Source organism: Mesorhizobium sp. B2-3-10, assembly GCF_006442275.1.
GTDB lineage: Bacteria > Pseudomonadota > Alphaproteobacteria > Rhizobiales > Rhizobiaceae > Mesorhizobium > Mesorhizobium australicum.
Window position 1 is genome coordinate 338,428 of the sequence record NZ_VFVT01000002.1, and the last position, 17,976, is coordinate 356,403.

General features: G+C 62.8%; 14 protein-coding genes. 4 read left to right on the forward strand and 10 right to left on the reverse strand.

Annotated features, from left to right (window positions below; all coding sequences use genetic code 11):
* Position 1 precedes the first annotated feature (1 nt).
* The 5 genes from sufD to FJ943_RS08340 are packed head-to-tail and all read right to left on the reverse strand — an operon-like array spanning position 2 to position 4,995.
* On the reverse strand, positions 2-1,270 hold the full coding sequence (sufD, locus tag FJ943_RS08325; RefSeq protein ID WP_140720672.1) for a Fe-S cluster assembly protein SufD: 1,269 nt from the start codon (positions 1,268-1,270) through the stop codon (positions 2-4).
* Between the two features lie 40 nt (positions 1,271-1,310).
* Positions 1,311-2,066 carry a Fe-S cluster assembly ATPase SufC gene (gene sufC, locus FJ943_RS08330; protein ID WP_015318168.1) on the reverse strand — a complete coding sequence of 252 codons (756 nt, stop codon included), beginning with the start codon at positions 2,064-2,066 and terminating at the stop codon, positions 1,311-1,313.
* A 31-nt stretch (positions 2,067-2,097) separates the two neighbouring features.
* A complete protein-coding gene (gene sufB / locus FJ943_RS08335; protein ID WP_140662012.1) occupies positions 2,098-3,615 on the reverse strand; it encodes a Fe-S cluster assembly protein SufB in 1,518 nt (505 codons plus the stop codon).
* 41 nt (positions 3,616-3,656) lie between these two features.
* Entirely contained in the window at positions 3,657-3,806 is a 150-nt protein-coding gene (locus FJ943_RS29570; protein ID WP_181171053.1) for a hypothetical protein, read from the reverse strand.
* Positions 3,807-3,834: 28 nt separating this feature from the next.
* Entirely contained in the window at positions 3,835-4,995 is a 1,161-nt protein-coding gene (locus tag FJ943_RS08340) for a cysteine desulfurase family protein (protein WP_140662011.1), read from the reverse strand.
* 254 nt (positions 4,996-5,249) lie between these two features.
* Between FJ943_RS08340 and FJ943_RS08345 the strand changes: the two genes are divergently transcribed.
* Positions 5,250-5,924, forward strand: coding sequence for an alpha/beta hydrolase (locus FJ943_RS08345; RefSeq protein ID WP_015318172.1), 675 nt, complete (start codon positions 5,250-5,252; stop codon positions 5,922-5,924).
* A gap of 83 nt (positions 5,925-6,007) precedes the next feature.
* Here the strand turns inward: FJ943_RS08345 and FJ943_RS08350 are convergent, their stop codons facing one another.
* Complete coding sequence (locus FJ943_RS08350; protein WP_140720674.1) at positions 6,008-6,829, reverse strand: phosphatase PAP2 family protein; 822 nt, start codon at positions 6,827-6,829, stop codon at positions 6,008-6,010.
* Positions 6,830-6,860: 31 nt separating this feature from the next.
* Positions 6,861-8,504 (reverse strand): glycosyltransferase family 39 protein, encoded by a 1,644-nt coding sequence (locus FJ943_RS08355; RefSeq protein WP_140720676.1) that lies wholly within the window; start codon positions 8,502-8,504, stop codon positions 6,861-6,863.
* Positions 8,505-8,845: 341 nt separating this feature from the next.
* Between FJ943_RS08355 and tyrS the strand changes: the two genes are divergently transcribed.
* Positions 8,846-10,099 (forward strand): tyrosine--tRNA ligase, encoded by a 1,254-nt coding sequence (gene tyrS, locus FJ943_RS08360; RefSeq protein ID WP_140720678.1) that lies wholly within the window; start codon positions 8,846-8,848, stop codon positions 10,097-10,099.
* Between the two features lie 76 nt (positions 10,100-10,175).
* Here tyrS and FJ943_RS08365 read toward each other — a convergent pair whose 3' ends face one another.
* Complete coding sequence (locus tag FJ943_RS08365) at positions 10,176-13,556, reverse strand: DUF3971 domain-containing protein (protein WP_140720679.1); 3,381 nt, start codon at positions 13,554-13,556, stop codon at positions 10,176-10,178.
* Between the two features lie 95 nt (positions 13,557-13,651).
* On the opposite strand from FJ943_RS08365, the gene FJ943_RS08370 reads away from it, so the two are divergent.
* Complete coding sequence (locus FJ943_RS08370; RefSeq protein WP_015318177.1) at positions 13,652-14,119, forward strand: peroxiredoxin; 468 nt, start codon at positions 13,652-13,654, stop codon at positions 14,117-14,119.
* A gap of 39 nt (positions 14,120-14,158) precedes the next feature.
* Here FJ943_RS08370 and FJ943_RS08375 read toward each other — a convergent pair whose 3' ends face one another.
* Both FJ943_RS08375 and FJ943_RS08380 read right to left on the reverse strand, forming a co-directional pair.
* A complete protein-coding gene (locus FJ943_RS08375) occupies positions 14,159-15,298 on the reverse strand; it encodes a GNAT family N-acetyltransferase (RefSeq protein ID WP_140720681.1) in 1,140 nt (379 codons plus the stop codon).
* A complete protein-coding gene (locus FJ943_RS08380) occupies positions 15,295-16,296 on the reverse strand; it encodes a sterol desaturase family protein (RefSeq protein WP_140617013.1) in 1,002 nt (333 codons plus the stop codon). The genes FJ943_RS08375 and FJ943_RS08380 overlap by 4 nt, the downstream gene beginning before the upstream one ends.
* A 301-nt stretch (positions 16,297-16,597) precedes the next feature.
* Here FJ943_RS08380 and FJ943_RS08385 point away from each other — a divergent pair, with 301 nt between their 5' ends.
* Positions 16,598-17,902 (forward strand): M23 family metallopeptidase, encoded by a 1,305-nt coding sequence (locus FJ943_RS08385; protein WP_140720683.1) that lies wholly within the window; start codon positions 16,598-16,600, stop codon positions 17,900-17,902.
* The last annotated feature ends 74 nt before the right edge of the window (positions 17,903-17,976 follow it).

Consider the following 17,976-nt stretch of genomic DNA (forward strand, 5'->3'; position numbering starts at 1 on the left):
TTCATCCGTGCGTCACAAACCACTCGTCGAGCTTCGCTTCCAGCGCCTCGACAATCGTCTCGTCGTCCAGTTCCTCGATCACCTCGGCGACGAAGGCTTTGACCAGCAGACCGCGCGCGCTCTTTTCGTCGACACCGCGCGCCATCAGGTAGAACAGATGGTCGTGGTCGATCTCGGTAACCGTCGCGCCGTGGCCGCAGACGACATCGTCGGCGAAGATTTCGAGCTCGGGCTTGGTCGAGAACTCGCCGTCATCCGATAGCAACAGCGTGTTGCACGCCATCTTGGCGTTGGTCTTCTGCGCATATTGATGGACGTTGATGCGGCCCTGGAACACGCCACGTGCCTTGCCCGTCACCACGTTGCGGACGATCTCCGTCGAGGTCGTGTGCGGCACGGCGTGGTCGAGCACCATGGTCACGTCGGTGTGGGTGTCGCCGGCGAGCAGGTTGATGCCGCGCAATTGGAAGTCGGCGCCCTCACCTGTCGTCCTGACCATGATCTCCTGGCGCACAAGCTTGCCGCCGGCGTTCATGACGAACAGCGTCAGTTTCGCGTTCTTGCCGATATGGGCCTTTAACTGTGCCAGATGGGTCGCCGTCTCCGGCTGCTCCTGCACGATCAGCCACGTTACCTCAGCACCTTCGCCGAGCACGAGTTGGCTGACCGAACTGGTCAGCGCCGCGCCCTCGCCCGCCTGACGCTCGACGATGACCGCCTTGGCGCCGGTGCCGACGCGAACGGCCAAGCGCACATGGGTCTGGCCGCCGGCCTGCAAATTCTGCAGCTCGATCGGCTTTTCCAGTTCGGCGCCATCGGCGATGTCGACAAAGTAGCCGTCGGCAACGAAAGCCGTGTTCAGCGCACCGATGGCATCGTCATTGCCATAGGGATCGAGCCCCGGCGCGATGCTGCCGTCGGTCAGTTTTTCCGACAGGCGCTGGACGCTGACGCCCTCGACAACCGGCGCCTTGGCACTCGATACGCCGTTCAACAGGCTCAGAACCGTCGAACCGTCGACGATTGGCGCGATGGCTTTCGCCGCGGCGGCCGGGTCGAACTCCGGCACCGCGTTCAAAAGGCGGCGCAGGTCGGTATAATGCCAGGATTCGATGCGTCGCGTCGGCAAGCCGTGCTTGATCGCTTCGATGGCATCGTCGCGCTTCAGCATCACCGCGCCGTCGCCCGGCAACAGCGACAGCCGGTCGCCGAACGCGTCGATCAACGCGGTCTCGGCCGGTGTGCGCTGCGGTTGTGTGTGCATATTCATCAGCTTTGCCCCGTCTTTTGGCACAAAATGACCTGGCATCTCACGCGGCTTCGCCGATCACGCCGGCATAGCCATTGGCTTCAAGGTCGAGCGCCAGGGACTTGTCGCCCGACTTGATGACCTGGCCCTTGTAGAGCACGTGCACGCTGTCGGGCACGATGTGCTCGAGCAGGCGCTGATAGTGGGTGATGACCAGGAATGCCCGGTCCGGCGCCCGCAGTGCGTTGACGCCGTCGGAGACGATCTTCAGCGCATCGATGTCGAGGCCGGAATCGGTCTCGTCGAGCACGCAGAGTTTCGGCTCCAGAAGCTTCATCTGCAGGATCTCGGCACGCTTCTTCTCGCCGCCGGAAAAACCGACATTGAGCGGCCGCTTCAGCATCGCCATGTCCATGCTGAGCGAGGCGGCGGCTTCCTTCACGCGCTTGAGGAATTCCGGGATTTTCAGCGGCTCTTCACCACGCGCCTTGCGCTGCTCGTTCATGGCCACCTTGAGAAATTCCATGGTCGCGACGCCCGGTATCTCCATCGGATACTGGAAAGCGAGGAAAATTCCTGACGTAGCGCGCTCGGCCGGATCCATTTCGAGGATCGACTGGCCGTTGTAGAGGATGTCGCCCTCGGTCACCTCATAGTCCTCGCGGCCGGCAAGGATGTAGGACAGGGTCGACTTGCCCGAGCCGTTCGGGCCCATGATCGCGGCGACCTCGCCGGCTTTCACCGTCAGGTTCAGGCCGCGGATGATCTCGGTGCCGTCATCGACGATGCGGGCATGCAGGTTCTTGATCTCAAGCATTCTTTGTTTCCTGAATATTTATCTGGGCTGGTCAGCCCACCGAGCCTTCCAACGAGATGCCGATCAGCTTCTGCGCCTCGACGGCGAACTCCATCGGCAGTTGCTGGATGACGTCCTTGACGAAGCCGTTGACGATCAGCGCGATGGCTTCCTCCTCGGGGATGCCGCGCTGCATGACGTAGAATTTCTGGTCCTCGGAAATCTTCGACGTGGTCGCCTCATGCTCGAACTGCGCCGTCGAGTTCTTGGCTTCCATGTAGGGCACGGTGTGGGCGCCGCACTGGTCGCCGATCAGCAGGCTGTCGCAGTTGGTGAAATTGCGGGCATTGGTCGCCTTGCGGTGCGCCGAGACCTGGCCGCGATAGGTGTTCTGCGAGAATCCGGCGGCGATGCCCTTGGAGATGATGCGGCTCGACGTGTTCTTGCCGAGATGGATCATCTTGGTGCCGCTGTCGACCTGCTGATAGCCGTTCGAGACGGCGATCGAATAAAACTCGCCAGAGGAATCGTCGCCGCGCAGGATGCAGCTTGGATATTTCCAGGTGATTGCCGAGCCGGTCTCGACCTGGGTCCACGAAATCTTCGAACGGTCGCCACGGCAGTCGCCGCGCTTGGTCACGAAATTGTAGATGCCGCCCTTGCCCTCGGCGTCGCCGGGGTACCAGTTCTGTACCGTCGAATATTTGATCTCGGCATCGTCGAGCGCGACCAGTTCGACCACCGCCGCATGAAGCTGGTTCTCGTCGCGTTGCGGCGCCGTGCAGCCCTCGAGATAGGAGACGTAGGCCCCCTCCTCGGCGATGATCAGCGTGCGCTCGAACTGTCCGGTGTTCTTCTCGTTCATGCGGAAATAGGTCGACAGCTCCATCGGGCAGCGCACCCCCTTCGGCACGAAGACGAAGGACCCGTCCGTGAATACGGCCGAATTCAGTGTGGCGTAGTAATTGTCGGAGGTCGGCACGACCGAACCGAGATATTTCTGCACCAGTTCGGGATGCTCGCGGATGGCTTCGGAGATCGAGCAGAAGATGACTCCGGCCTGCGCCAGTTCCTTTTTGAAGGTGGTAACGACGGACACAGAATCGAACACGGCGTCGACGGCGACGCGGCCCGACTTGTAGACGTTGTCGCTGGCTTCCTGGAACTCCGAGGCGTCGGTCTTCTGGACGCCTGCGAGGATCTCCTGCTCCTTCAACGGAATGCCGAGTTTCTCGTAGACTTTCAAGATCTCAGGATCGACGTCGCTGAGCGAAGTCGGTCCGGGCGTGCTCTTGGGCGCCGCGTAATAGTAGATGTCCTGGAAGTCGATCTTGGGGTAGTTGACGCGCGCCCAGGTCGGCTCTTCCAGCGTCAGCCAGCGCCGATAGGCTTCGAGGCGCCATTCCAGCATCCAGGACGGTTCGTCCTTCTTGGCCGAGATGAAACGGATAATGTCTTCGCTCAGGCCCTTGGGAGCCTTGTCGACGGCGATCTCGGTCTGGAATCCGTATTTGTATTGGTCGACGTCGATCTTTCGGACCCGATCGATCGTGTCCTGCACAGCAGGCATAAGCGTTCTCCATCCACGCCGGGGTCAAGGCCCGACAGTTTTCAAACTATGGCACCGCCAAATGGACGCCCGAGCAGCATCCGCGGCAGCGTAAGTTCAATATAGTGCGCCTCCACCGGAAATTCACCCGGCCAGCATGAAACGCACGGCTCTACCAGGCCGAAAGGCCCAAATCCGTTTTTCTCAAGCATCGGATTCTCCGGTCCGATGCTCCAACCGCTAGGCGGCCTTCTCTCTACTCGCCCGACGCGCGGCAATGCTTGCCAGCGCGGTGCGGAACAGTTCGATGTCCTCGGCGGCGGTCGCGGCACCGACCGAGACGCGCAGGGCGCCAAGGCTGTCGCCGTGCCCCATGGCTTTCAGCACATGGCTCGGCCCGACCTTGCCCGACGAGCAGGCGGATCCGGCGGAAAGCGCCACGCCTGCCAGATCGAAGGCGATCTGGGCGGTTTCGGCTTTCACGCCGGGAATAGCGAAGAATGTCGTGTTGGCAAGCCTTGGCGCGCCCGTTCCGAAGATTTCCACGTCCGGCACCAGCGTCTTCAGGATGGCTTCGGCCTCATCGCGACGCTGCCGCACGGCACCGACGGCCTTCAGTCCGGCCAGGGCTTCTCGTGCAGCGGCGCCAAACCCGGCAATGCCAGGCAGGTTCTCGGTGCCGCCACGGTGGCCTTTTTCCTGGCCGCCGCCATTGATCAGCGGCGTCGGCATCATCAGGTCGGCCGCGGCGACGATGGCACCGGCGCCCTGGGGGCCGCCGATCTTGTGTGAGGATAGAATTGCATAGTCGGCGTATCCAGCCGCCATGTCGATCGAGACGCGGCCAGCGGCCTGCACGGCATCGACGACAAGAATGCCGCCCTCCGCCTTGACGATTTCGGCAATGCGATCGATCGGCTGGATGACGCCGGTTTCGTTGTTGGCGGCATGGATCGCCACCAGCGGCAGACCGTCGGCCTTGTCGTGGCCGGCGAGCGCCGCGGTCAAGGCGTCGAGGTTGACGATGCCATCGGCGTCGACACCGATCCGCGTTACCTGGCTTGCCGGGAAACGTCCGCCATTCAGCAGGCACGGATGGTCGGCCTCGCACACGTAGAGCCGGCTCATGCGAATGGCGCCGCGCCCCATCCGCCAGTCCGGCGTCAGAAGCGCCGAGGCGGCCTCGGTCGCACCCGAAGTGAAGACGACATGTTCGGCCTTGCCGTTGACCAGTGCCGCCACGTCGCGCCTGGCATTGTCGACGAGCCTGCGCGCGGCGCGCCCCTCGGCATGGACCGAAGAAGGGTTGGCCGCATCAAACGCCGCGACCATGGCCTCGCGCGCCGCTGAAAGCAGCGGCGCACTGGCATTATAGTCGAGATAGGCGCGTCTCGCGGCCATTTTTGTCCAGTTCTTCCCGTCAGAAGCCATTCCGCCGACGTATGGCGTTATTTCCTTGAAATTCCAAGGCAAGCCGTCCTATTTACGCGGCTTGCGGCGAGGGCGACCGGGCGATTGCGTTTCGGTCACCCAGTTTTGAACAATTCTAAACTAGCTTCTATGAAGACGCTCGCCCTGCGTCAAGGTCTGTGGAAGCGGGGCCAGAGGAACAGTTTTCCGGGCACCGCGCACTTGTATGTCACGTGGAGTATTTCATGCCTGAGGTCATTTTCACCGGTCCGGCCGGCCGCCTGGAGGGACGCTACCAGCCCTCGCGGGAAAAGAGCGCGCCAATTGCCATCGTGTTGCATCCGCACCCGCAGTTCGGCGGCACGATGAACAACAAGATCGTCTACGACCTCTTCTACATGTTCCAGAAGCGTGATTTCACCACGCTGCGCTTCAATTTTCGCGGCATCGGCCGCAGCCAGGGCGAGTTCGACCATGGAACCGGCGAGTTGTCGGACGCGGCGGCGGCACTCGACTGGGTGCAGTCGCTGCATCCGGATTCCAAGAGCTGCTGGGTCGCCGGCTATTCCTTCGGTTCGTGGATCGGCATGCAGCTGCTGATGCGCCGGCCCGAGATCGAGGGCTTCATCTCGATCGCACCGCAGCCCAACACCTATGATTTTTCCTTCCTGGCGCCCTGCCCGTCTTCGGGCCTGATCATTCATGGCGACGCCGACAAGGTGGCGCCGCCGAAGGATGTGCAAGGCCTGGTCGACAAGCTGCATACGCAGAAGGGCATCACCATCACGCAGAAGACCCTGCCCGGCGCCAACCACTTTTTCGCCAACGACGCCGATCTCTTGATCGAGGAATGCTCCGATTATCTCGATCGACGGCTGGCGGGAGAATTGTCCGATCCGAGGCCGAAGCGGCTGCGTTAAGACATCAGGCCAGACGTGTTCGCGGGGCTATGAGCGGGCGGGCAATGTCCGCCTCGCCATATGCTGCGGTACGGTCCGGCAGCTTATTTTTCCGGGGCGATAAGCCGGAACGATGATTTGCGGACCGGCAATCCTGAAGCTGCCGACCGGAAGATGAAACCGAGCCTGGCAAAGACCAGTCCGCACGCCAGCGCGAAGGCACAGCCAAGGCCGAAGCCGGCGACGGTGTCGCTTGGATAGTGCGCGCCGACGAAGACCCTGGTCGAGGCGATGCAGCCCGTCACCACAAGGGCGATATACCAACGCCGCGGAAACAAAAGCAGCAGGATACCGAACACGGCGCCCATCGTCGTGGCGTGGCCGGACGGAAAGCCGGCAAAGCGCGCATCGAAGGCAAAGGGGTGCAGTGCAAGGACGCCAAAATCCTGGAAGTAGAGCGGGCGCGCCCTGCCAATGGCGTATTTCAAGACATTGACGGTCAGGCCCGACAGGCCAACGGCGCTCAGTACCAGAAAAGCCAGACAAGTCCAACTGTAGACCAGCATCAGCGCGCGCCGTGAAAGGCTTCGCCAATCTGTCAGATTGGCCGCGACAAGCAGAAGCGCGGACGGGATGAGATACCAGCCGCCCAGTCCGAACTGCGTGAAGAATTCGGCAAGCCTGGCAGCACCCGCCGACCATTGGCCATGAGCTACCCCCGCCGGCGTATCGAGACGAACAAAGGCGGCTGCCGTCAGAAAGACCCAGACCAGTCCCCAAGCCCACCATGAGATGTTGGGATAGCGAGCGGGCCGAACGGCGAGGCGCCGCCTGGCGATCCGCAGGGTGTCGCGAAAATTGCCGAGGGACCGGCGTCCTATCCCGAGGGGGGAGCTGGTAACTGGCGGGCGTGATTTCACGAGCATTGGAAACTGGACTCTGTCATCGACCCAGCCGTCATTGGGCCACACGATAAAGGCCGAGCGACAGTTTGTCTCCCGACGAATAGTTGAGGCCATCGATTTCAGCGACGCGGCTCACCGATTTGCCTCGGGCCGACAGCATGCCATTCAGCTTCTGCTCATCCCCGATCGGGGCCAGCCCCAAGGCACAGGCAGGATCGGCGAGCAGGTGCTCCGCCACGCCTCCGACATCGGTCAGCACCGTTTTCGTGCCGACCAGAAACACCAGGCTCGGCTCCTGATACCGCGCCGAGGCCAGCACCGTTGTGTCGCATGCCTGGTTGGCAAGCACGGCTTGCCTGATCGTCGGGCTCAGCCACATCGGCTTCAGCGACGGCGCGATGACCCCGAACAGCAAGGCATAGGTGATGCCCGCGCAGGCGGCGGTGGCTCCAATGCGAGGCAGCGGCACCTGCAACTGCCTGGAGAATGCGAGATAGCCGGCGCCCAGCGCCGACGCTGCCGCAGGAATGCTCCACCACGAGAAACTGTGTGTAAGGTAGATCGGCGCCCCGATACAGACCGCCGCCAGCCCGAGGCTGACCACCACCAGGCCGAACGCGGTCGACCACCACAACCACTGCTGCCAGCGCTTGAGCGGCGCATTGGCCTCCTGCGGCGACAACGTCAGCAGCCAGCCGATCAGCAGCGCCATGCCGGGATAGGCCGGCAGGACGTAATGCGGCAGTTTGGTCGGGATGAGTTCGAACACCAGCCAGAACGGAATGTACCATGCCAGGCACAAGCGCAGCCTGAAATCGTCGCGCACACGATTGAGGGCCTGCAGGCCGGCGCCGACCGCGATCAGGCCGAACGGCCACATGAACAGCGAATAGGTCAGCATGTAGAAGCCGGGCGGCAGGCCGTGCGATTCCTCTCCGGACGCGACCTTGTTCAGCATATCCTTGCCGACGGCTTCCTGAAAAAAGGCGCCGCCGCTCTTCCAGCCGATAAAAGCGACCCAGGGCAGCACGATGAGCAAAACGAGCGCGACGCCGCGCACGAGCTTCAGCTTCAAAAGCCAGCGCCAGTCGCGTTCGAAAGCAAACAGCGCGGCCGCCGTCAGCAGCGACAGAAGCGGGGCCACGGGTCCCTTGATGAGGATCCCGACGCCTTGCGCGAACCAGAATATCCACGGCAGATGGCCGGCCACCGGCTCGTTGCGGCGCGACGCCAGGTAGACTTGCGCCAGCGCGCCCTGCGCGGCCACGCAGCAGGCCAGAAGCATGGCGTCGGTTTTGGCGTCGCGTCCCTCGAAGGCGGTTGCGAAGATCGCCGCCATCATCAGGCCGGCGGCAAGGCCGGCATTGGCGCCGAACAATTTTGTGCCCGTCCAGCCGATGCCCAGGACAGCGAGCGCGATTCCGAGCATCGAGACAAGGCGGTACACCCAGATCGGTGCGGCCGCGCCCTCGCCGCTCAATGCGACGGCAGCCGATTGCAGCCAGTAGATGCCGATCGGCTTCTTGTAGCGCGAGACATCCTGGAAGCGGATGTCGATATAGTCGCCGGTTTCGACCATCTGCTTGGTCGCCTGGACAAAGCGGGACTCGTCGCGGTCGATCGGCGGAAGGCTCGCCAAGCCGCTGAAACTCATGACCAAGCTGAACAGAAAGAGGAAGAGGTAGTTTCTGTTCATCGCGGGAGCTTTCCGGATCTGATCTGCGGGACGACCCCGTCGCGGCGTGCGGGCGCTGCCCTTGCGCGGCGCCTCATTACGCCAGCGGCATGGATGAGGCAAGGATTCGCAAATGCCATCCGCGCCGGCCGCAAAACCGGATTCCACTTTTGCTGATCGTAGACTCCTCTTTGGCGCGCGATCGGGCGCAAACCGGATTCCACTTTTGCTGATCGCGGACTCCTTGTTGGCGCGCGATCAGGCGCAAAACCGGATTCCACTTTTGCTGATCGCCCTTGGGTGCTAAACGCGCGCGTTCACATTGCTCGCGCTGGACGGGCACACGCTTTCGGGAAAAAACCATGCCTGCCTTCAAATCCGATTTCCTGCGCACGATGAGCGAGCGCGGTTTCATCCACCAGACCTCGGATGATGCCGGTCTCGATCAACTCTTCGCCAAGGAGACGGTGACGGCCTATATCGGCTTCGACGCCACCGCCAGGAGCCTGCATGCCGGCTCGCTGATCCAGATCATGATGCTGCACTGGCTGCAGCAGACCGGCCATCGGCCGATCGCGCTGATGGGCGGCGGCACCTCGATGATCGGCGACCCCTCCTTCAAGGACGAGGCGCGCAAGCTGCTCACGCCGCAAGACATCGACGGCAATCTTGCCGGCATCCGCCGCAACTTCATGCCCTACCTCAAATTCGGCAGTGGTCCGAACGACGCGGTCATGGTCAACAATGCCGACTGGCTGATGGAGATCAACTACGTCAATTTCCTGCGTGATGTCGGCCGGCACTTTTCCGTCAACCGCATGCTTGCGTTCGATTCCGTCAAGTTGCGGCTCGATCGCGAGCAATCGCTTTCGTTCCTCGAATTCAACTACATGATCCTGCAGGCCTATGATTTCGTCGAACTCTACAAGCGCCTCGGCTGCCGCCTGCAGATGGGCGGCTCCGACCAATGGGGCAACATCATCAACGGCATCGATCTCGGCCGCCGTATGGAAGATGCGCAACTCTATGCGCTGACCACGCCGCTGCTCACCACCTCGTCCGGCGCCAAGATGGGCAAGTCGGCGTCGGGGGCGGTCTGGCTCGATCCGCAGATGCTGAGCCCTTACGAGTTCTGGCAGTACTGGCGCAACACCGAGGATGCCGACGTTGCCCGGTTCCTGAAACTCTACACCACATTGCCGCTGGACGAGGTCGCACGGCTCGAGCGGCTGGGCGGCTCCGAGATCAACGAGGCAAAGAAGATCCTCGCGACCGAGATTACCGCCCATCTGCATGGCCGCGCGGCCGCCGAACAGGCCAGCGAGACGGCGCGAAAGACTTTCGAGGAAGGCGCTCTCGCCGACACTTTGCCGGCCGTCGAGGCGGACAAGGCCGCGCTCGAAGCCGGTGTCGGCATCCTGTCGCTATTGGTCAGCGCCGGGCTGGCATCATCCAATGGCGAGGCACGGCGGCACATCCAGGGCGGCGCCGTGCGCCTGAACGACCAGCCGGTCAGCGACGACCGCCGACTGGTGACGCTTCAGGATTTGAGTCCGGAAAACGTCATAAAGCTTTCATTGGGCAGGAAAAAACACATCCTGGTCAGGCCGGCCTAAGGCCCTTGGAGCCGTTTCCCGGAAACGGCTCCAACTATGTGTCTTGAGGCAATTCCGGGCGGAAAACCGTTTCGCTCTAGCGGTACTCGAAGATCGACCTGAATATCCCCGGAGCGATCACCGACAGCGGATTGACGTCGAGCACGGGCTTGTTGGCATTGCCCCTGAGGCGGTAGGTGACGCCGATCAGGCCGCGGTCGCGGCCATTGCCCAGAAGCGCGCCGACGATGGGCAGTTCGCCAAAGATGCGATTGAGGCCGTAGGCCGGCATGAAGGTGCCGGTCATATCCATATTGTTGTTCTGGTCGTAGAGGATGCCCTGGAAGGTCGTGCCGATGCGCGGACCGCGCAGCACGCCATTGGTCAGCCGGAGATAACCGCTGCCCTTGTCGATTTCGGCGTAGCCGCGCTCGAACTTCACCCGCGACGTGTCGAGCTTGCCCTTCACCGCCTGGTTGAGGCTGCGGCTGTCGCCGGCCGGCGTGGTCGAGACGATGGAGGCGAGCTTGGGTTCGTTGACGATGAAGAAGTTGCTGGTGTCGACCTTGCCCTTCATCGGCCCGTCGTTGGCCCCGGTCAGCGCCAGCGTGATCGATCCGCCTTCCATGTGCTCATAGATGTTGAGGAACCGCAGGATGGCGCCGGCGTCCGCCGACTGCACATTGAGCGAACGCCTGCCGTCGCCGGTGGTGTTGCTGATGGCGATGGCGGCACCCGAACTCGCCGTCGCGCTGACCTTCAGTCCGTTCACCCGCGAACCGGCCGCACTGTAGTCGAGCTTCAGGTTGGAGAGTTGCTCGTCGTGAAAACCGGTGAGCTGATTGACGTCCGCACTGACTGAAATATTGTCTGTTCCTGTCGTTTTGGTCGCGGTGTCCACATCGGACGTGAACTGCTTGATCAGCGAACGAGCATCAAGCGCATTGCCATTGATGCCGACCGCATAGCCCTTGCCCGATCGCTTCACCGACACGGAAACATCATCGCCCCGGTTCAGGGTGACCCTGCTGAATTTGGCCGACGACAGCGCGCCGTTGACCAGTACGATGCCGCCATCGATGGAGAATGTCTTGCCACCGAGGTCGAAGTCGGACAGCGTCGTGGTGTCGCCGGCCTTGGTCATGACGAAGGTGGCGCTGGCGGGAACCCCCGCCCCCTTGCTCCAGCCAGCCCAGGGAATGTCCAGCCGGGCATTGGTCAGGTCGACCGAAACGTTCTGGTTGCCGCTGCCACTCTTGTCGATCGCGACCTTCACCGTTCCACCAAGCAGCGGCGTCAGGCCGGGCATGGCGGCAGCGCGGATCTTGTCGTCGAGCACAAGGGCGACTTTGCGGCTGCGCGCCGGCCCGTCGTCCGCCAAAGGCTCGACGAGATCGAGTTCGGCCGGAATGCCGTTCAGCGATGCCTTGGCCGAAATGACAGCCTTTTGCGGGTCGACCGTGATCGAGCCGTCCGCGTCCGTCACGGCCTGCCCCTCGAAGGGCTTGGCCAGGGACAGGCCGGTGTAGTCGAGCGACACCAGCCAATCGAGCTTCGCCGTATCGACGCCCGACTGCAGCGGAATGTCCGCCTTGACGTGGCCGGTGACGCTGCCGGAAAGATCCTCAGGCAGGATGCCGACATGGCGCATGGCGTTGATCGGTTCGTAGGAGGCAAGCTCGGCGACGGCCGGCGCCTCCCCCTCGACATCGATGTCGAGTGCGCCGATGACCGGCGGACGGTTGGCGGCCTTGACCGTCAGCGTGCCATTGCTGGCCGCCACCGTGCGGCCGCTAGGCATGAAGACGGTGCCCGACGACAAGGAGACGTCGACGTCGTTGCCGTGGAATCCGACCACGCCCACCGCGTCGCGGATCGGCGGGATGCGGCCGGCAGTGTCGAAACGCGCGCCTTCGATCTGGAAGCGGCCGAAGACCTCGTCGGCGGAAAGCGGCACGCCATTGCCGAGGCGATCCGGCACCACCTGGAACTGGAGGCTGGCATCGACCACGCGGCCGCCGAACAGATTGTTCAGCACCCAGAGCCGCGCATTGCGCGCCGAAAACCACGGCCACAGCTGTTTGACGTGCGAGACCGGCATGTCATGGATGTTGAGCGCCAGATTGATCCCGGGAGCCTTGCCCTCGACGAATTCCACAGCCGCGGTGCCAAGCACCTCGCTGCTCCCGGCGGACCGAACCGCGATCTGCTCGGCCACCAGTTTATGGCTTTGCGGCTGGTAGACGCCGGCGATGCGCGCCAGGAACATCAGCGCGGGCTCAGGCGATTCCGATGGCGCCAGGGTCGAACCGTCGCTGGTCAGATCGTAACGGTAGGAGGGTTCCTCACCAGCCACCCCGGTTGCTGGTTTTGGCCCGATCGAGCCGCCGAAATCGAATGAAGACCTGCCGGTTTTCAAGAGCAGCCTGTCCACCTGGATCTTGTTGGAGCCATAGACAAGCGTCGCATTGAGATCGGCATCCGCCGGCAGCAGCCCGCGTGTGCCAAGATCCAGCACGGACCCGGTGGACGAAAGGGCGGCGGTCAAGCGTGATGCGGTGGCACCTGACCCTTCCGATCCTGTCAACTTCAGCGCGACGGCACCAAGCTTGCCGGAGCCGGCAGCGGTGGCGCCGGCATCCGCCAGATTGATGCTGGCATCCAACGCCGTCACCCGATGCGCCGCGATGTTACGGGTGGCGGAAGCTACAACGGTGACTGTCCTGCCGTCGACGTCCGCGTCGGAGGTGAACTCGATGCCGCCCGGCCCCGACTGAACCACGGTGGCGTCGGCGATCTTGACCAGCTTGATCGATCCAGCGTCGGGCAACACGAACTCGACATTGCTGAGATCGATCCGGCGCATCGAATCTTCCCGCACGGCGTCGAGCGCACGATGGATGTAGCCGAACACCGCGTCCGACAGCTTCTCCGGATCGACCAGGCCGTTCTCGTTGCGCAGTGCCGCCGTCCAGTCGCCGCCGGACGGCATCGCCGCCATGACGATGCGGGCATCGGAGATCCTGGCGCTGGTCAGCCGCACCTCGCCCCACAAAAGCGGCACCAGGCGGATGCCGAAGCGCACACGCCCGGCATCGGCCATGGGTTTGCCGTCCGATGTCTTCAGGCTGACATCGCTCACCTGCAGCGCCACGAAGCTCGAACTGTCGAGTGTAATGCGGGCGGGCCCGACCGCGACATTGACGTCGACGCCCGCCAGCCTCTCGATGGCGCTCTCCGCCTCGACGCGCAGCCGGTCAGAACCAATGCCGGAAAGGCCGATGAGATAGACCGCCGTCGCGGCCAGCAGCATGAACGCGACCACGCCGGCAAACACTCGCGAAAGGATGCGAAAGCCGCGGCCGATCGCCGCCTGGCCAAGAGGCGGGACGCGGCACGCGGACGGCAGGGCCCCCAGGTCGGTGATTTCGTCCCGCCTGAACCGGATCTTCTCGTGCTGCGGTTGCTCCTGATCCACGCAATCTTCCGTTGTACAAACTCGCTCGTGGACGAATCCCCGGTCGACACTATATCGGTGTGGCTTCGCGCGTAACCTCAAACAAGGGCATCGATATGGCTGACCTCGAAGTAGGCGATCCCGCGCCGCAATTCGATCTGCCGCGGGACGGCGGCGGATCGCTCAGCCTGGCCGCATCCGCCGGCAAGCCAGTCGTGCTCTATTTCTATCCTCAGGATGACACGACAAGCTGCACGCAAGAGGCGATCAGCTTCTCGCGGCTGAAGCCGGAATTCGAGAAGGCCGGCGCTGTCGTCATCGGCCTGTCGCCCGACAGCGCCAAGAAACACGACAAGTTCAAATCGAAATACGATCTAACCATCGATCTTGCCGCCGACGAGGAGCGCAAGGTGATTGAGGCCTACCGCCTGTGGGTCGAGAAATCGATGTATGGCCGCAAATACATGGGCGTCGAGCGCGCGACATTCTTGATCGGCCGTGACGGACGGATCGCCAAGATCTGGCGCAAGGTCCGGGTCAAGGGCCATGCCGAGGCCGTTCTGGAAGCCGTTCGCGCGCTTTGAGCGTCGCCAAAGCCCACGACGCGAACGACGATCGTGGCGTTATTCGTCAGGCACCGCGTCGGCTTTCGGCTGCCGCCGCGTCCTCCAGGATTTCGAAACATGGTCCACATGATCGGCCAGTGCGGCGAGATGACCGCGCAAGCCGCGGGCGCCCATCATCGACGACAGCGCGACTGATTGCGTGGCGAAGCGGCGCTTGAAATCCTCGCCGCCGCAGAGAAAATCAATCGTGGCAAGGCCACGGTCGAGCGACCACTGGATATAGTCCATCATCAGCACCATACCCGGCGAGGCGCGCTCGTGTTCGGGATCGTAGGTGGTGACGAAAGCCATCATCGTGCCGTGCTGCTCGAAGTTGATCGAGACCCCGATGATCGTGTCGTCAAGCTCCAGCACGAAAATGCGCAACAGCCCGAGGTCGGCCAGCACGGAAATAAGCGCGGCGAGAACCGGCGAGCCCTCATCGAACAGATCCGAAGCGCGGCCATGCCGAACGAGCCAGAGCCGCTTCAGCGTCGCGACCCGCTCGAGCACCGGCTCGCGCGGGTCGTCCGCATCCAGGAGGCGGAAACGCAATGCGCCGCTCTCTTCCATGAACTTGCGGCCACGACGATAGTTCTGCCGACCCTTTTTCGACAACGTCTCGAACCATTCCGCCCCACTCTGCCAGGGACCAGTGACACGATAGCTGATTTCACCGCGGTGGTTGGGCCGAAGCGCTTTGCCATGGGTCGGGCACAGCAGGGCATGAACACCGGCATCCGGCAGCAGACGATTGAGGTAGATCAGGTCGAAGCCGCCCTGATCGAAGACATGCTGCCAAAGGCGGGAGATCGCCTGCGGGTCGCTGTCGGGTGCAACCAGCGCGTCGCCATAGTCACTGTGATCCTTCGCCGCCCATTCGAGCATGCGGATGCCGGAGCGCCTGAAGGTCGCGAGCGCTATCACGCCCTCGAGCCGGTCGCCGTTCCAGGCAAGCCCAATCCTGAGGGCACGCCGCTCCTGATGCGGGGTGGTGCGCCACCAGGCCGCGATCCAGTCGGGATGCTGGAAGACAAGCCCGCCAGCCCGCTGCCAGAGCGCGCTCCAGGCCGGTGCGATCTCGGCCAGGCGCACCGCCGATGTCACGATTTCGAAGGTGCGTGTCCGCGGGATGGAGAGCGTGACGGGAGCGTTCATGGCCGTGTCCCTTCCGATGGTCGCTCGGTCCGTGGCTGTCGCTTTCCAGGCCGGATGCGCCTGGCAACATGGCCCCACATCCGCTTCAGCGGCATGACATAAAGGCCGGCGAGCGACTGGTAGTCGCGCACATCGCGGTCGACCAGTCCGAACTTGAAGTCCTCGTCGGGCCTCGGCACGCACAATGTTCCGAAGAGCCGGTCCCAGAACGAGAAGAGCAGTCCGAAATTCTTGTCGTAGTGGCGCGGATCGACGCTGTGATGCAGCTGGTGCCAATGAGGACACAGGATCAAGTTGTTGAGCGGGCCAAACGAGATCTTGAAATGCGTGTGCCTGACGAAATCCATCATCAGGATGTTCCGCATGACATAGACGTTGACGCCAAAGACGGTCAGTTCGACAAGGTTCAGCGAAATCAGCGACCAAATGCCGAAGCACAGCCCCACGATGAGCCCGTCCCAGGCTCGGTTCATCAACTCGTCGAGCGGATGGACCCGGTCCTTGGTGATCCCGACCAGCACCTCGGCCGAGTGATGCACCTTGTGCAGTTCCCAAAGCAGGGGGTAGCGATGCTGGGCGACGTGATAGAGATAATAGGAAATGTCGTAGGCGAGCAGCATGCTGATGGTGAAGATCAGCACCGTCACCGGTCCTGCCGGCCCCTCGATCAGAGGCGGCTGAAACTGGAACAGTGTCGAAAACAGCCAGTTGGTCCCGTAGCCCACCGCCGTGACGAAGACAATTCCGGCGGGCAGCATCAGGAAAGGCATCAGGGCCTTCCTGGTGATCCAGAACAGCAGGTCGGCCTTCGCGGAGGGATGGGTGATGACCTCATGGGGGACGACGAACTCGAAAAATTCCTTCCAGCTCTTCTCCTCGACCGTGCGCCAATAAGCCACGAGCGCGCTGACAAGGGCCGTCAGCAGCAAAAGCCCGGTCGCCAGCAGACTGGTGCCCGAAATCTTGTCGAGGATCTTGCCAACCAGGTCGTCCAGCATTCCTACCGCCACGGTGAATCCGAAATACCAGCAGGTCTTTACTCGAAAAGAGTCAATTAAATGCAATCGAATACAGTTAAGAAACCTGGAGCTTGCTCAGCGCGTGACTGACCGCTGCTGGCGGAACATTGGTGCTCCTGGCCAACGATTTCGCGACGTAGCGGCCGTAGCTGGCGATTTCCATGCAACCTCTCGCCTGCATTGCGTGCATTCGGCGTCGCGCTGCCGATACGGCAAGCCTTTGTTAACCCTAATAATGTGTAATCAGGCGGTCGTGGTGTCGTAACGAAAGCTTGGTCCCGTGAACGCAACCGGTCAGTCCGCAGTCTTCGGCAGGCGCAAGGAACCGCACACGATCATCATCGCCCGGGGCAACGAGATCAGGCACTTCACGATCCGTCCCTGGCTGGCGGCATTCATCGGTTCAGCACTCGCCGCCATTGCCATCGGCTACCTCCTGGCCACATCCTATCTCGTGCTGCGCGACGACCTGATCGGCGCCACCACGGCGCGCCAGGCGCGCATGCAGCAGGCCTACGAGGACCGCATTTCGGCGCTTCGCGCCCAGGTCGACCGCATCACCAGCAGGCAGTTGCTCGACCAGCAACTGATGGAGACCAAAGTCAGCGAATTGCTCGAGCGCCAGACGCAGCTCAGCCAGCGGCATGGCCGTCTCGGCCCACTGCTCGAACGCGCCGAAAGTGACGTTGGAACGGTGCCCGCCGAAGATCCGGCCGCGCCCGCCAAGCCGGACAAGCGCGCCGAGGTGACCGGCGGCATCAGCCAGCCAGCGCGGAACTACGCGGTTGCCAGCCTGGGCGCGGACCTCGGCACCGCCGACACAAGGCCCTTCTCCTTGTGGTCGACCCGCACCGATCCGCTGCCCAGCGACTCAGCCGCCGATCGCGCCGACAGGTTGTTCGTCTCGATCAACCAGTCGCTGAAATCCATCGAGAATGAACAGCTCAGCCGCATCAACACGCTCGCGGACAACGCCTACAAAAGCGCCGATGCCATCCAGCAGGCGCTGCAGACGGCCGGACTGCCGGTCGACAGTGATTTCGGCAAGAACGAAAGCGATGTCGGCGGACCGCTGATTCCGCTCGACTCGTCGATGATCTTCGACAGCAAGGTCAAGGAACTGGACGAGGCGCTGGATACGCTCGATCATCTCAAGAAGGAAGCGCGCCGGTTACCGCTTGCGAACCCTGCCCCTGGCCACTCCGTCACCAGTCCGTTCGGCGTGCGCACCGATCCCATTCTCGGCACGGCCGCGTTGCATTCGGGCATGGATTTCAGGGCGCCGATCGGCATGGCGGCCAAGGTCACCGCGCCCGGCATCGTCACCAAGGCCGGCTGGAATGGCGGCTATGGCCGCATGGTCGAGATCGACCATGGCAATGGCTTTGCCACGCGCTACGGACATCTCAGCGAGATCGACGTGACGGTAGGCGAGAAAGTGGACGCCGGCGCCGTCATCGGCAAGACCGGCAGCAGTGGGCGCTCGACCGGCCCGCATCTGCACTATGAAGTGCGTCACAATGGCGAGGCGATCGATCCGCTGCGCTTCCTGACCGTCGGCAAGAAAGTCGCCCAGTATCTCTAGCAAGATCAGCCGCTCGCTTGCTGAATCCGGAGCCGTCGGTCCCGGTCGAGCACACCTCTCCTCGTCATGCGGTA

Excerpts from the sequence above, each read along its gene's own strand:
- sufD (WP_140720672.1), bottom strand. The coding sequence starts at position 1,270 with ATGAATATGCACACACAACCGCAGCGCACACCGGCCGAGACCGCGTTG.
- sufC (WP_015318168.1), bottom strand. The coding sequence starts at position 2,066 with ATGCTTGAGATCAAGAACCTGCATGCCCGCATCGTCGATGACGGCACC.
- sufB (WP_140662012.1), bottom strand. The coding sequence starts at position 3,615 with ATGCCTGCTGTGCAGGACACGATCGATCGGGTCCGAAAGATCGACGTC.
- FJ943_RS29570 (WP_181171053.1), bottom strand. The coding sequence starts at position 3,806 with ATGCTTGAGAAAAACGGATTTGGGCCTTTCGGCCTGGTAGAGCCGTGC.
- FJ943_RS08340 (WP_140662011.1), bottom strand. The coding sequence starts at position 4,995 with ATGGCCGCGAGACGCGCCTATCTCGACTATAATGCCAGTGCGCCGCTG.
- FJ943_RS08345 (WP_015318172.1), top strand. The coding sequence starts at position 5,250 with ATGCCTGAGGTCATTTTCACCGGTCCGGCCGGCCGCCTGGAGGGACGC.
- FJ943_RS08350 (WP_140720674.1), bottom strand. The coding sequence starts at position 6,829 with ATGCTCGTGAAATCACGCCCGCCAGTTACCAGCTCCCCCCTCGGGATA.
- FJ943_RS08355 (WP_140720676.1), bottom strand. The coding sequence starts at position 8,504 with ATGAACAGAAACTACCTCTTCCTCTTTCTGTTCAGCTTGGTCATGAGT.
- tyrS (WP_140720678.1), top strand. The coding sequence starts at position 8,846 with ATGCCTGCCTTCAAATCCGATTTCCTGCGCACGATGAGCGAGCGCGGT.
- FJ943_RS08370 (WP_015318177.1), top strand. The coding sequence starts at position 13,652 with ATGGCTGACCTCGAAGTAGGCGATCCCGCGCCGCAATTCGATCTGCCG.
- FJ943_RS08375 (WP_140720681.1), bottom strand. The coding sequence starts at position 15,298 with ATGAACGCTCCCGTCACGCTCTCCATCCCGCGGACACGCACCTTCGAA.
- FJ943_RS08380 (WP_140617013.1), bottom strand. The coding sequence starts at position 16,296 with ATGCTGGACGACCTGGTTGGCAAGATCCTCGACAAGATTTCGGGCACC.